General features: G+C 29.9%; 8 protein-coding genes. 7 read left to right on the forward strand and 1 reads right to left on the reverse strand.

The annotated features are described in order from the left end of the window. Positions 1-4 precede the first annotated feature (4 nt). Positions 5-3,064 (reverse strand): SusC/RagA family TonB-linked outer membrane protein, encoded by a 3,060-nt coding sequence (locus DAD81_RS16635; RefSeq protein ID WP_111709436.1) that lies wholly within the window; start codon positions 3,062-3,064, stop codon positions 5-7. Positions 3,065-3,366: 302 nt separating this feature from the next. Here DAD81_RS16635 and DAD81_RS16640 point away from each other — a divergent pair, with 302 nt between their 5' ends. From DAD81_RS16640 to DAD81_RS16670, 7 genes are all read left to right on the forward strand, one after another. Beyond that, positions 3,367-4,386, forward strand: coding sequence for a LacI family DNA-binding transcriptional regulator (locus DAD81_RS16640; RefSeq protein WP_111709437.1), 1,020 nt, complete (start codon positions 3,367-3,369; stop codon positions 4,384-4,386). A gap of 262 nt (positions 4,387-4,648) precedes the next feature. Beyond that, positions 4,649-5,992, forward strand: coding sequence for an MFS transporter (locus tag DAD81_RS16645; RefSeq protein ID WP_111709438.1), 1,344 nt, complete (start codon positions 4,649-4,651; stop codon positions 5,990-5,992). Position 5,993: 1 nt separating this feature from the next. Continuing rightward, complete coding sequence (gene pgmB, locus DAD81_RS16650; protein ID WP_111709439.1) at positions 5,994-6,650, forward strand: beta-phosphoglucomutase; 657 nt, start codon at positions 5,994-5,996, stop codon at positions 6,648-6,650. Positions 6,651-6,654: 4 nt separating this feature from the next. After that, positions 6,655-8,961 (forward strand): family 65 glycosyl hydrolase domain-containing protein, encoded by a 2,307-nt coding sequence (locus DAD81_RS16655; protein WP_111709440.1) that lies wholly within the window; start codon positions 6,655-6,657, stop codon positions 8,959-8,961. 16 nt (positions 8,962-8,977) lie between these two features. Further along, the gene (locus DAD81_RS16660; protein ID WP_111709441.1) at positions 8,978-10,843 is read left to right on the forward strand and encodes a glycoside hydrolase family 13 protein; all 1,866 of its coding nucleotides are present in this window, start codon (positions 8,978-8,980) and stop codon (positions 10,841-10,843) included. A 238-nt stretch (positions 10,844-11,081) separates the two neighbouring features. Continuing rightward, positions 11,082-13,445 carry a glycoside hydrolase family 31 protein gene (locus tag DAD81_RS16665; protein WP_111709442.1) on the forward strand — a complete coding sequence of 788 codons (2,364 nt, stop codon included), beginning with the start codon at positions 11,082-11,084 and terminating at the stop codon, positions 13,443-13,445. 3 nt (positions 13,446-13,448) lie between these two features. Further along, positions 13,449-15,116 (forward strand): alpha-amylase family glycosyl hydrolase, encoded by a 1,668-nt coding sequence (locus DAD81_RS16670; RefSeq protein ID WP_111709443.1) that lies wholly within the window; start codon positions 13,449-13,451, stop codon positions 15,114-15,116. Position 15,117 lies beyond the last annotated feature (1 nt).

Below are 15,117 nucleotides of genomic sequence, written 5' to 3' on the forward strand. Positions count from 1 at the left end.
AAAATTAAAAGTCCATAGTTAAACCTAATGTGAAAGACTTAGGTCTAGGATAAAAATTATCATCTATTGAATTATAGTTTTCAGGATCTTGACCACTATAATTAGTTATAATAAACGGATTGTTTAGTGCTCCATATACTCTAAAATTTATTTTGTCACTTACAGTATCAATCGTATAACCAACTACAATATTTTCACATCTTAAAAATGTTGCATCTTCTAAGTAATAATCAGAAAACTTAACATTACCGTTGTTATCAATAAAATTAACATCTGCTGAATCTGTATAAAAATCTAATACGTTAGATAAACTATTAGAGTTGTTAGGAATTGCATTGTCTACATAACCTGAAGTTAACCTTCTAGAATTGTATACTTGACCTCCAAATTGCCCTCTAAAACTTGAGCTTAAATCAAATTTTTTGTAATTAAAATTAAGTCCAAAACCAAAAGTCCAATTTGGTCTCAATGCTACATAGTATCTATCATCATTATCAACAGAACCATCTCCGTTAAAATCTGCAAAGGCGTCATGAATAGGATTTCCAGCCTTATCATATAATTGTCTATATACCCAAGCTGAATAAGGTTGGTGATCAACGGTATGATAAGCCAAATTAACACCTGTTCCTACTGGTAATCCAGAGTCATCAGCTGTTATTCTATTAACATCTTTTAAATTAGTAACTTCAGATCTTGCATAAGAAACGTTGCTATAAAAATCTAGGTTCATATCTTCAGTATTTAAGACATTGAAGTTTAAATTTAATTCAAAACCTTTACTTTCAGTTTCACCAACATTTTGAACAAATGAATCTGTTAGTCCTTGTCCTGGAGCAATAGGTACTTCTGCTAATAAATCTGAAGTTTCTCTATAAAAGACATCAAAATTACCAGTCAAAATACTATTTTCAAATAAATCAAAGTCTAACCCAAAGTTATACGTTGTTGTTTTTTCCCAAGTTAAATCTTCATTAAATGGTTTCGCAGAGTAAAGAGGAACACCCTCTAAGTATTGACTAGTACTAGACCCTGTTTCAAACAGAGGAGTAGAAGGATAAAAACCTACGGCGCCTGTAATATCTTGTTGACCAGTTTTACCCCAACCTAAACGCATTTTTAAAGTATTAATAAAGGATAAATCTTGAATAAACTGTTCTTCATCCATTTTCCAAGCCATTGCAGCTGCAGGGAAAGCTCCCCATCTATTATCTTCATTAAATAATGATGATCCATCTGCTCTTATTGAAGCTGTAAATAAATATTTATCAAGTAAATTTAAATTTGCTCTTCCAAAGAAAGATTGCAAGTTTAATTCATTATAATATCTGTTATAAGGATTTTGAGCATCAAATTGTACTTCTCTTAAACCTGTTTCAGTATTATATCTATATTCTTCTTTTGTTCCGTCATTTTTAAAGTTTTGATAAGAGTACCCCCCTTGAACATCAAAACTTTTAATGTCTCCATCTAAATCTTTTGCATATGTTAAATAAGCATCTAAAGTACGGTTGTCAATACTTTGATTTTCACCATAATTTTTACCAGGGTTAAAGATGTACGAGCTAGTATTATTGTTAAGTTTATAAGTTGCTAATGAATTTTGAGAATAAGATTCAGTAATATCTGCTTCAGAAGATTCTACCCCAACATTTACAACAGCTCTCATTTCTGGTAAGAAATGAAGTTTATAATCTAATTCAACATTTGCTAAAACTTTTTTAACTTTTTCAGGGCGTGTTCTTTGCATTAATATGGCTAACGGATTCCATTGTCCATCTATACTAGAATCAGCATTTAAAGATTGGTAGTAACCTCCAAAAAGACTAGAATCATTATAAATTGGTTTAGTTGGATCCATATTAATTGCTCCACCTAAAGCACCTCCATCATCAATAGCATCTTTTTTAGACACAATTCCTTTGAAGTTAAAATTTACTTTTAAGTGATCCTCAAAAAATACCGGAGTTAATTTAACAGAAGATGTAAATCTTTCATAATCATTTTCTTTAACTAATCCTTCAGTATTTGTATATCCCGCTGAAAATCTAATAGGTACTTTATTAAATAAACTTCCTCTAGCACTAAAGTTGTGATCGTAAGAAATAGTATTTCTATAAATAGCGTCTTGCCAATCTGTATTAGATAATATACGGCCTTCTATTTCACTAGTAGTTGGATCATCTACTAAATCATTTGAAGGATCATCTATTCCTAATAAATTAGTATAAGAAGGATGATATTCATTTATGAATTTAGTGAAAGTACTGCCATCCATAACATTAATTTTATCTCCAACTTTTCCAAAAGTGGCACTTGTTGAAAAATTAAATTTAACACCACCTGAGATCCCTTTTTTGGTAGTAATAATTATAACTCCATTTGAAGCTCTAGAACCATAAATAGCTGTTGCAGAAGCATCTTTTAATATTGAAAAACTTTCAACATCATTTGGGTTAATTAAAGATAATGGGTTTCCTACTCCGGCAGGATTGGTATTATCAATAGGAATTCCATCAATAACAATTAAAGGGTTGTTATTTCCAGATAAAGAAGAACCTCCTCTAATTCTAATATTAGGTTCTGCATCTGGTTGACCACCACTAGAAGTGATTCTTACACCAGCGGCCTTACCCGTTAATAATTGATCTGTTGATACAATTGCACCTTTGTTAAAATCATCTTCAGTAACAGCAGCCACAGATCCAGTAGCGTCTTTTACAGTTGTGGTTCCATAACCAATTACTATTACTTCTTCCAAAGCTTCAGCACTTTCCTCAAGAATTACATCAATTATGTTGGAATTTCCAACTGATATTTCTTGTGATTTAAATCCAATATAAGAGAATACTAAAATATCTCCTGTTTTAACGTTTTCTATTTTATAGTTTCCGTCAAAATCGGTAGAAGTACCTGTAGTAGTTCCTTTTATTATAATGCCAACACCAGGTAAACGAGTTCCTGCCGTTGTTTCCGTAACTTTCCCTGTTATTGTTTGTTGTGCAAACATTAGTACAGGAAATAGAAATATGACACTAAAAAAATAAAATCTAAAATTTTTCATCTATTTTAAGTTAATTAATAATTAAATTGTTTTAATAATTGTACTATTTTTAAAAACTTTCACGTTACAAAGCTAAGCCCAAATCATAGTGTTTACAACAATTTAAGAGTTACTCAAACGTTTTCGTGTTAGTAACTTTTTCACTCTAACGTTAGAGTAGATAAAGTTTTTTAACTTTTAAATGTTAATTAATTGTAAAAAGGAGGTAAAATAGAGTTAAAATGAGATATAGAGTGTTAAAAAAATAACATTTGGTTAAATTTAAGCATTATATTTGCCAGTGAAAAGGACTATTAAGATTTATGAAGACTAGAATAACACTAAAAAAAATAGCCAATGAGTTTGGGGTTTCAATTTCAACAGTTTCAAAAGCTTTAAAAGGAAGTCATGAAATAGGAGAAGAGTTGAGAGGTAAAATTCAGGCATTTGCAAACTATTATAACTATAAGCCTAATAATTTAGCGTTACAATTAAGAAGTCAAAAAACCTCTGTTATAGGAGTGGTGATTCCTGAAATAGTACATCACTTTTTTTCTACGGTAATTGATGGTATTGAGCATTATGCAAATAATAAAGGGTATAATGTAATGGTATGCGTTTCTAACGAATCATATGAAAAAGAAGTCTTAAATTTTAATGTATTGGCAAATGGAAGTGTTGATGGTTTAATTGTTTCTTTGGCAAGAGGTACTCAAGAAAGCAGGAAATATGACCATATAAAAGGACTTGTAAAAGATGAATTTCCTTTTGTAATGTTTGATAGGGTTGTAGATGAAATTGAATGTGATAAAGTTATAATTGATGATATGGGAGGAGCTTGTAAAGCAACTGAGCATTTAATTGAAACTGGTTCTAAACGGATTGCTCTATTATCAACTAAGGATTTTGTATCTGTAGGTTTACTAAGAAAAGAAGGATATATAAAAGCACTTTATCAAGCTGGATATACTGTTGAGGATGATCTTATTTATAAAATAGATGATTCAAAAAATTTATACGATCAAATTAAAAAAGTTTTTGAAAGTCCAATTATGCCAGATGCTATTTTAGCTGTAAACGAAGTTTATGCTGCAAATGCCTTAATTATTGCAAAAGAAAAAGGGTACTCAGTGCCTGAAGATATTGCAATAATAGGTTTTACAAGTGGTTTAATTTCAGAATTTACTTCACCACCATTAACTTCTGTTCGACAGCATGGGTTTTTAATGGGAGAGCAAGCTGCAGAATTATTAATAAATCGTATTGAGCAAAAAGAGCCACAGGGCTTTAAAACAGAAATTATTTCAACAAGTTTAAAAATTAGAAAGTCAACAAAATCTTAAAATTTTAGGGTATTTGGACTTTAATTTTGAAAAAAAATAAAATTAATTCAATTTTTTTTAATACTACTCAAAGGTTGTAGTAAGCAATATGTTAATATTAACATAAGTAGCAGATCTAAAAACTGTTGAAATTTTAAAAATAATTTATATATTTGTTAAGTAAAATTATTTTTACACATACTATTTTTTCACACTTCACACAAAAACAATCAAAGTATTATTATACCTTGAACTGTATTTATTATATCAAATTTTAAGATTTATGGAAAAACGGAAACTAAGTTTCTGGGATATCTGGAACATGAGTTTTGGTTTCTTAGGAATTCAAATGGGGTTTGCGCTTCAAAATGCAAATGCAAGTAGAATATTGCAAATATTTGGAGCAGATATTCACGAATTATCCTGGTTTTGGATTGTAGCTCCTTTAACAGGTTTAATAGTTCAGCCAATAATTGGATATTATAGTGATAGAACTTGGACTAGGTTAGGTAGAAGAAGACCTTATTTTTTAACGGGTGCATTACTAGCTTCAGTAGGTTTAGTTTTAATGCCAAATGCAGATATGTTTACTGCTTTTATGCCAGCTTTATGGGTAGGTGCAGGAATGTTAATGATAATGGATGCTTCTTTTAATGTTGCTATGGAGCCTTTTAGAGCTTTGGTTGCTGATATTTTACCTTCAGATCAAAGAACATTAGGTTTTAGTATACAAACTGTTTTAATTGGAATTGGAGCTGTAATTGGTTCTTGGTTACCATATGTGCTAACAAATTGGTTTGGTGTTTCAAATCAGATGGATTCTGGAGGGATTCCTTTAAATTTATTACTATCATTTATTATTGGAGCTGTTGTTTTAATAATAAGTATTTTAGTTACGGTATTTACAACTAAAGAGTATTCTCCTGAAGAAATGGCTCAATTTAGTAAAGAAGAGGAAGTTGTAGAGGAAGAATCAAGTTTACTAGATATTTTTAGCGATTTTAAAAAAATGCCTTTAACGATGAAACAATTGAGCTCGGTTCAATTTTTCTCATGGTTTGGATTGTTTGGAATGTGGGTATTTTCTACCCCGGCAATAGCACATCATATTTATGGTTTGTCTTTAGATGATCACGGAACTGAATTTCAAAACGCAGGAGATTGGGTTGGTATTTTATTTGGTATTTATAATGCAGTTTCTGCTGTATATGCTTTCTTTTTACCTGCAATTGCAAAAAAAATAGGTAGAAAAATGACACATTCAGTTTCATTGGTTTTTGGTGGATTGGGTTTAATTTCAATCTATTTTATGCCAAATGAAAATTGGTTAATACTTTCTATGTTTGGAATTGGAATAGCTTGGGCTAGTATTTTAGCAATGCCATATGCAATTTTAGCAGGGTCAATACCAGCAAAAAAGATGGGTGTTTATATGGGAATATTCAATTTTTTTATCGTTCTTCCGCAAATATTAAACGCTTTAATTGGTGGGCCAATGGTAAAATATGTTTACAATGATAATCCAATTTACGCCTTAGTTATTAGTGGTGTTTCACTATTAATAGCAGCAGCTTTAGTGGTTAGAGTAAAAGATATTGATGATAATAATGTAATAACAAACAATTAGAATGAAAAAACAAATAGCATTTATTTTTGACTTAGATGGTGTAATTGTAGATACGGCAAAATATCATTTTTTAGCTTGGAGAAATTTAGCAAATCAATTAGGTTTTAAATTTACTGAAGAACATAATGAATTATTAAAAGGTGTTAGCCGAGTAAAATCATTAGAAATTTTATTAAGTATTGGTAAAGTAGAACTTTCAGAAGAAGAAAAACAAAAGTACCTTGTTCAAAAGAATACAGAGTATCTAAGTTTTGTTAATAAAATGACTACTGATGAGATATTACCAGGTGTAACAGATTTATTAGATTATTTAGATGCAAATAAAATTACATATGCTTTAGGATCTGCAAGTAAAAATGCACCTTTAATTTTAGAAAAAATAGGATTGTACAATAGATTTACTGCTCTTGTTGATGGAAATGATGTTTCTAAAGCGAAGCCAGACCCAGAAGTATTTTTAATAGGAGCTAAAAAACTGCAAATGAAACCTGAAAATTGTGTTGTTGTTGAAGATGCAATTGCTGGTGTTGAAGCAGCAAAAGTAGCCAATATGTATTGTGTTGGTATAGGAGATAAAGAGGTCTTGAATAAAGCTGATATTGTTTTTAAGGATATGACTGGTTTTACAAAAGATTTTTTAGAAAATTTAATCAATTAATGAGATGAATAAGGATTATATAATGCCAAATGAATGGTCAATCATAGAAGAAGGGTTTAATGATGAGAATGTAAAAGCTTCTGAAAGTTTATTTAGTATTGGAAATGGATCGATGGGGCAAAGAGCCAATTTTGAAGAAAATTATTCAGGTGCTACTTTTCAAGGAAGTTATATTGGAGGGATTTATTATCCTGATAAAACACGAGTTGGTTGGTGGAAAAATGGATACCCAGAATATTTTGCAAAGGTACTAAATGCTCCTAATTGGATTGGAATTCAAATTTCAATTAACGGAACAGAATTAGATTTAAACACATGTAAAGTTTTAAACTTTAAACGTGAATTAAATATGAAAGAAGGCTGGTTAAGTCGTTCTTTTATTGCCGAATTATCTTCAGGTGAACAAGTTGAGGTAAATACAAAACGATTTATTAGTGTTGATTTTAATGAAACGGGTGCTATTGAATATCATATAAAAGCTATCAATTTTTCAGGTGAAATTATTTTTTCGCCATATGTTGATGCTGGTATTATGAATGAAGATACCAATTATGATGAATTTTTCTGGGAAATATTAGAAATTGTTGAAGGTGAAAATAGTGGATGTATTCAATCAAAAACATTAAAAACAGAATTTCATGTAAGTACAGCAATGCAAATTCAGTTGGCTTTAAATAACAAAGAAATTTCAGCATCTCATAAAACTATAGTTGAAGATAAAAAGTTAACTTATACCTATATTGTTGAAGTTAATAAAGGTGATATTGCTACTATTTACAAATATGGTAGTTATGCAACTTCATTAAATTATAAAATTGAAGATTTAAATAGTGCTTCACTTTCAAATGTGCAAAATGCCAAAGAATTAGGTTTTGAAAAATTATTAGAAACTCAAATTAAATCTTGGGGAATAATTTGGGAAACAGCTGATATTGTAATTGAAGGAGATGTAAAAGCACAACAGGGAATTCGTTTCAATATTTTTCAGTTAAACCAAACTTATATGGGTACTGATGCTCGTTTAAATATTGGACCAAAAGGTTTTACTGGAGAAAAGTATGGAGGAAGTACTTATTGGGATACAGAAGCTTATTGTATTCCTTTTTATATGGCAACAAAAGATGCTAGTGTAGCTAAAAACCTATTAATGTATCGCTACAACCAATTAGGTAAAGCCATTGAAAACGCTGAAAAATTAGGTTTTAAAAATGGAGCTGCATTGTACCCAATGGTTACAATGAATGGTGAAGAATGCCATAACGAGTGGGAAATTACTTTTGAAGAAATTCATAGAAATGGCGCCATGGTTTATGGAATTTACAACTATGTAAATTACACCAAAGATTTTGATTATGTAGTAAAGAATGGTATAGAAGTAATTATTGCAATTGCACGTTTTTGGCATCAAAGAGCAAATTATTCTGCAGCAAAAGACAAATATGTAATTCTTGGAGTTACTGGTCCAAATGAATACGAAAACAATATAAATAATAATTTTTACACAAATTATTTAGCAAAGTGGTGTATTGAATATGCTGTTGATTGTTTAAATAAGGTAAAACATAATTATTTAGAAGATTTTAAAAGAATTTTAGATAAAACAAATTTAACTATTGAAGAAACGTATCAATGGTTAAAAGTTTCAGATAATATGTATTTCCCGTTTGATGAAGAAAAACAAATTTATTTGCAACAAGATTGCTTTTTAGATAAAGAGATTATTCCTGTAAAAGATTTACCTAAATCTGAAAGACCAATTAATCAAAAATGGTCTTGGGATCGTATTTTACGTTCTTGCTATATTAAGCAAGCTGATGTTTTACAAGGAATGTACTTATTTGAAGATAGATTTTCAAAAGAAGAATTAGAACGTCATTTTGATTTTTATGAGCCTATAACTGTTCATGAATCATCATTATCTCCTTGTGTACACTCTATTTTGGCTGCCTCAATAGATAGAATGCCAAAAGCTTACGAGCAGTATTTACGCACTTCTCGATTGGATTTAGATGATTATAATCATGAAGTTCATGAAGGTTGTCATATTACAAGTATGGCAGGAACATGGATGAGTGTTGTACAAGGTTTTGGAGGAATGCGAGTATGGGAAGATGGAATTTTATCATTTAATCCACAAATTCCAGAAGAATGGAAATCATATTCTTTTACCATTAATTTTAGAGGAAGTATTATAAAGGTTTACAAAAGTCAAACAGAATGTAAATTTGTTAATAAATCTGATAATGAAGTTAAAATGTTACTGAATAATAAAGAAGTTTTATTACCTCCTAACAAGCTGTTTATAGTTTAAAAAGAATCAAAAAATAATGAAATTTAATAGCTTACTAATATTAATTATTATGGTTGGCCTAAATTCTTACGCCCAAAAAATAGATAGAATTGAACCTCCAAATTGGTGGGTTGGTATGGAAAATACTGAACTTGAATTAATGATTCATGGTCAAGAAATTTCTAGTTACTCTCCTGTAATTGAGGATTCAGAAATTGAATTAAAGACAGTTAAAAGAACAGAAAATAAAAATTATATTTTTATAACTATTAATGTTTCAAAAGGAGACGTTGGAACTTTTAAAATTGATTTCAAAAAGAAGGGTAGAAAAAATAATTTTAGTGTTAACTATGAATTGAAAGAAAGAAAAAAAGATTCAAAATTACGTAAAGGATTTAATAGTAGTGATGCTATTTATTTAATTACACCAGATCGTTTTGCAAATGGAGATACTTCAAATGACATTGTAAAAGGATTAAGAGAAACTAAGATAAATAGAAAAGATGATTACGCACGTCATGGTGGTGATATTAAAGGAATTATTGATCATTTAGATTATATTTCTGATATGGGTTTCACATCTATTTGGCCAACTCCTCTTTTAGAAAATGACATGAAAGAAAGCTCTTATCATGGATATGCAATTACCGATTTATATAAACCAGATCCAAGATTTGGAACCATGGAAGAATATCTTGAATTAGCGAAACAATCAAAAGAAAATGGATTAAAGTTAATAATGGATCAGGTTGTGAACCATATTGGAATTGAACATTGGTGGATGAGAGATTTACCTGCAAAAGATTGGGTTAATTTTCAAAAAGAATCACAAGAAGGGGAATTAATATTTACAAATCATAGAAGGACAGTCAATCAAGATTTATACGCTTCAAAGAAAGATAAAGATTTAATGCATAATGGTTGGTTTGTTTCGGCAATGCCAGATTTAAATCAGAATAATAAATTGCTTGCAACCTATTTAATTCAAAATAGTATTTGGTGGGTTGAAACATTGGATTTAGGCGGAATTAGACAAGACACATATCCATATTCAGACAAACAATTTATGAGTAATTGGTCTGGAGCAATTATGAAAGAATATCCTAATTTTTCAATTGTTGGAGAGGAGTGGAGTTACAACCCGCTGTTAGTTGCGTATTGGCAAACCGGCCATCAAAATAAAGAAGGTTATGAATCTAATTTAAAATCCACTATGGATTTTCCAATGCAAAAAGCAATTATTGATGGACTTATGGAAGAGGAGTCTTGGGATGAAGGGTTTGTGAAAATGTATGAAGGTTTGGCCAATGATTTTAATTACACCACTCCGCAAGATATTATGGTGTTTTTAGATAACCATGATAAAAGTAGGGTGTTTACAGAGCTTAAAGAAGACTTAACCAAAACTAAAATGGCAATGGGTTACTTATTGGCACTGCCAAGAATTGCTCAGGTATTTTATGGTACTGAAATTCTTATGAATGATACTGCTAATCCGGGAGATCATGGTTTAGTTAGAAGTGATTTTCCAGGTGGCTGGAAAGGAGATAAAGTAAATGCTTTTATAGGAAAAGGGTTAACCAAAGATCAAAAAGAAATGCAGTCTTTCCTTAAAAAAGTATTGAACTATAGAAAAAATAGTGAAGCAATACATGTTGGAAATACTATTCATTTTGCACCTGAAAATGGAGTGTATGTTTTATTTAGAATTTTTAAAAATGAAGTTGTAACTGTTATTTTAAATAAAAATAAAAAGGCTATTGAGTTAGATTTAACTCGTTTTAAAGAAATTGGATTACAAGGAAAAAGTGTTAGAAATATTATTTCTAAAAAAAGTTTTAAGTGGAATAAAACCTTAAAAATTAATAAAAAAGGAATTACAATTTTAACTACAAAATTATAGTTTATTAAGAGTAGTTATTGTTATACCTGCGAGAGCAGATACCTATTATACAATTACACTCAAATTAAAAAATAAAGCGTTGACCTGAACTTGTTTCAGGTTGTTATAATAATGATAAGAAAAATGTTATACCTGAAAACAGAGATCAACAAGTTCAATAGGTTAATATCAATGTGAGTCTTATGGATTTTTACGTGCTTAGGAATGACATTAAAGAATTAGAATAAAATATATTTAGATGACAAGATTTAAATTACTTATATTATTTTTTTGTATAAATTTTATTGGGTTTTCTCAAAATTCAAACAGAAAATTTGAAAGTATTACAAAGCATAAATCATTTATTGAGTTAAAAACAAATGATGGATTGTACAGATTTCAACCATACGGAAATGAAATTATAGAAACTTCATTTATTCCAAATGGAGAAACTTTTAATTCAAACTCGAAAGCTGTAGTTTTAAAACCTGAAAAAGTTAAAATGGAAATTGTTAAAAGTTCCAATTTAACTGAAATTAAAATGTTAGATATTACCATAAAAATAACACATTCACCATTTCAAGTTTTTTATTATTATGAAGGGAATTTATTGACTTCAGAAAAAAATGGTTATTCAAAAAATGAGAAATACGAAACATTAGATTTTAATTTAACTAATGATGAGATTTTAATGGGCGGAGGCGCTCGGGTTTTAGGAATGAACAGAAGAGGCAATCGGTTGGAATTGTATAATAAAGCACATTATGGCTACGAAACGCATTCAGAATTAATGAATTTTACTTTGCCTTTGGTGTATTCTTCAAAAATGTATGCCATTCATTTTGACAATGCTCCAATTGGGTTTTTAGATTTAGATAGTAAAAAAACAAATACACTTGCTTACGAAACAATTTCAGGTAGAAAAACTTACCAAATTATTGCAGGTGATAACTGGGAAGAATTAGTAGAAAACTATGTAAGTTTAACAGGATTTCAACCTTTAATTCCTCGTTGGGCATTGGGTAATTTTTCAAGTAGATTTGGCTATCACTCACAAAAAGAAACTATTGCAACTGTTGATAAATTTTTAGATGAAAAAATTCCTGTTGATGCAGTTATTTTAGATTTGTATTGGTTTGGGAAAGAAATTCAAGGAACTATGGGAAACCTGAAATTTGATAGAGATTCATTTCCAAACCCTAAAAAAATGGTTGACGATTTAACTAAAAGAGGGGTTAAAACTATTTTAATTACTGAGCCTTTTGTGTTAACAACTTCAAACCGGTGGAAGGAAGCTGTTAAAGAAGATGTACTTGGGAAAACAAACCAAGGAAAACCCTACACTTATGATTTTTACTTTGGAAATACAGGTCTTATAGATATTTTTAAACCAGAGGGAAAAGATTGGTTTTGGAATGTTTATAAAGAATTAGCTGATTATGGAGTTGAAGGTTGGTGGGGAGATTTAGGCGAGCCAGAAGTGCATCCTTCAGATTTGTTGCACGCAACAGGAACAGCAGATGAGGTTCATAATATTTATGGGAATGAGTGGGCAAAATTAATTTATGAAGGGTATGCAAAGGAGTTTCCAACTAAAAGACCATTTATTTTAATGCGTGCCGGTTATTCAGGAGCACAACGTTATGGATTAATTCCTTGGTCTGGTGATGTAAATAGAACTTGGGGAGGATTAAAACCTCAAATGGAAATTGCGTTACAAATGGGAATGCAAGGTTTAGGATTTATGCATTCTGATTTAGGTGGTTTTGCAGGGGCAAATTTAGATGATGAATTGTATACACGTTGGTTACAATATGGGGTTTTTCAACCAATTTATCGTCCACATGCGCAGGAGGAAGTAGCTTCTGAGCCTGTTTTTAGAGAAGAGACAACGAAAGCATTGGCTAAAAAATCAATTGAACTTCGTTATAGTTTAATGCCTTATAATTATAATTTAGCTTTTGAAAATAATCAAAAAGGAGTTCCTTTAATGCGTCCTTTACTTTTTGAAGATGAAAATTTAATAGAGGTTGATAAAACCTATTTATGGGGAGATTCATTTTTGGTAAGTCCAGTAATTTCTGCAGGAATTAAAGAGCAAAAGGTAGTATTTCCAAAAGGATCTAATTGGTTTAATTTTTATTCAGATAATAAAATTGAAGGAGGCCAAACAAAATTAGTTCAGCTAAATGAAGAACGAATTCCAACGTATGTTCGTGGAGGTGCTTTTATTCCAATGATAAAACCAATTCAAAATACATTAACATATAGTTTGGATAAATTTGACCTTCATTTTTATTATGATAAAACCGTTAAGAATAGTGATTACAAATTATATAATGATGATGGTGAAACTAAAAATGCTTTTGAAAATGGTTTGTATGAAATAATTTCATTTAAAAGTGAATTAAAAAAGAAATGCATAACTATTAAAATTGCTCCCAAATTAGGGGAGGACTTTAAATTTTCTTCAAAAGAAATAAACTTAATACTTCATAATATTTCAAAAAAACCGAAAAAAGTAAAAGGTTATAATTTTACTTGGAGTGAAAAAACTGGAATACTGAAAATTTCTGTTTCATTAAATAATTTATCAGAAAAAATAATAAAAATAAAATTCTAAGGAATGAAAAAATATTTAATTTTAATCGCTGCTTTTGTTTCTATAACTAGTTGCTCAAATATAGTTCAAGAAAAGAATAAATCAACTATGAAATCTAAAACACCTTTTGTTTGGGAGAATGCCAACATTTATTTTATGCTAACTGATAGGTTTAATAATGGTAATACTTCAAATGATGTAAATTTTAATAGGGTAAAGAAAGCTGCAAAATTACGAGGCTTTAAAGGAGGTGATATACAGGGAGTTATTCAGAAAATAGAAGAAGGTTATTTTAATGATTTAGGAATAAATGCCATATGGATGACTCCAATTTTTGAACAAATACACGGTTTTGTAGATGAAGGAACTGGTGTTTCTTATGGTTTTCATGGTTATTGGACAAAAGATTGGACAGCTTTAGAACCAAATTTTGGAACTAAGGAAGATTTAAAAAAATTAATTAAAGTTGCGCATAAAAATGGGATAAGAATTATTTTAGATGCTGTAATAAATCATACAGGCCCAGTAACAAAAGTAGATCCAGTATATCCAAAAAGTTGGGTAAGAAGAGGGCCGCAATGTAATTACAAAGATTACAATTCTACAGTAAGTTGTACGCTGGTTAAGAATCTTCCAGATATAAAAACAGAAAGTATAGCAGATGTTCCTTTGCCAAAAGATTTAATCAAAAAATGGAAAGCGGAAGGAAGATTTGAGCAAGAGGTTAAAGAATTGGATGCTTTTTTTAAACGAACAGGTTATCCAAAAGCTCCAAAATATTATATAATGAAATGGCTGTCGGATTATATAACTGAATTTGGGATTGATGGTTTTAGAGCTGATACTGTAAAGCATACAGAAGAAGATGTTTGGCAAGATTTTAAATCGGTTTGTGATACTTCCTTTGCTGAATTTAAAAAGAATAATCCTAAAAAAGTATTAGATGATAATCAATTCTATTTAGTTGGTGAAATTTATAATTATGGAATTTCAGGTGGTAAATATTATGATTTTGGCGACAAAAAGGTAAATTATTTTGATAATAAATTTACAAGTCAAATAAATTTTGAGTTCAAATGGAATGCCGCACAAAACTCTTATGAAGAACTCTTTTCGCGTTATTCTTCAATTTTAAATAATGAATTAAAAGGATTTAGTGTATTAAATTATGTTAGTTCTCACGATGATAGCCAGCCTTTTGATAAAGATCGTGAAAAACCTTATGAATCGGCTACAAAATTATTATTATGTCCTGGAACTTCACAAGTTTATTATGGTGATGAATCTGCTCGTCCGTTAATTGTAGAAGGAACAACTGGAGATGCAACCTTACGATCGTTAATGAATTGGGATGACATTAAAAATAATCCAAAAACACAAGAAATTTTAAAGCATTGGCAAAAATTAGGGAAGTTTAGAAGTAATCATCCGGCAATTGGAGCAGGAGTTCATAAAATGATTTCTCAAGAGCCTTATGTTTTTCAAAGAACATACTCTAAAGGAATGTATTCTGATGCTGTTGTTATAGGTTTAGATGTACGAGTGGGAGAAAAAGAATTAAAAGTTGGTGCCATTTTTAAAGACGGAGAAGAATTATTGGATACTTATTCTAATACTATAGTTACTGTTAATAAAGGTTCGGTTAAAATGAATTCACCATACTCTATAGTCTTATTAGAAAAACATAACTAAT

It is taken from the genome of Lutibacter citreus, from assembly GCF_003260195.1.
GTDB classification, from domain to species: Bacteria; Bacteroidota; Bacteroidia; order Flavobacteriales; family Flavobacteriaceae; genus Lutibacter; species Lutibacter citreus.

Excerpts from the sequence above, each read along its gene's own strand:
- DAD81_RS16635 (WP_111709436.1), bottom strand. The coding sequence starts at position 3,064 with ATGAAAAATTTTAGATTTTATTTTTTTAGTGTCATATTTCTATTTCCT.
- DAD81_RS16640 (WP_111709437.1), top strand. The coding sequence starts at position 3,367 with ATGAAGACTAGAATAACACTAAAAAAAATAGCCAATGAGTTTGGGGTT.
- DAD81_RS16645 (WP_111709438.1), top strand. The coding sequence starts at position 4,649 with ATGGAAAAACGGAAACTAAGTTTCTGGGATATCTGGAACATGAGTTTT.
- pgmB (WP_111709439.1), top strand. The coding sequence starts at position 5,994 with ATGAAAAAACAAATAGCATTTATTTTTGACTTAGATGGTGTAATTGTA.
- DAD81_RS16655 (WP_111709440.1), top strand. The coding sequence starts at position 6,655 with ATGAATAAGGATTATATAATGCCAAATGAATGGTCAATCATAGAAGAA.
- DAD81_RS16660 (WP_111709441.1), top strand. The coding sequence starts at position 8,978 with ATGAAATTTAATAGCTTACTAATATTAATTATTATGGTTGGCCTAAAT.
- DAD81_RS16665 (WP_111709442.1), top strand. The coding sequence starts at position 11,082 with ATGACAAGATTTAAATTACTTATATTATTTTTTTGTATAAATTTTATT.
- DAD81_RS16670 (WP_111709443.1), top strand. The coding sequence starts at position 13,449 with ATGAAAAAATATTTAATTTTAATCGCTGCTTTTGTTTCTATAACTAGT.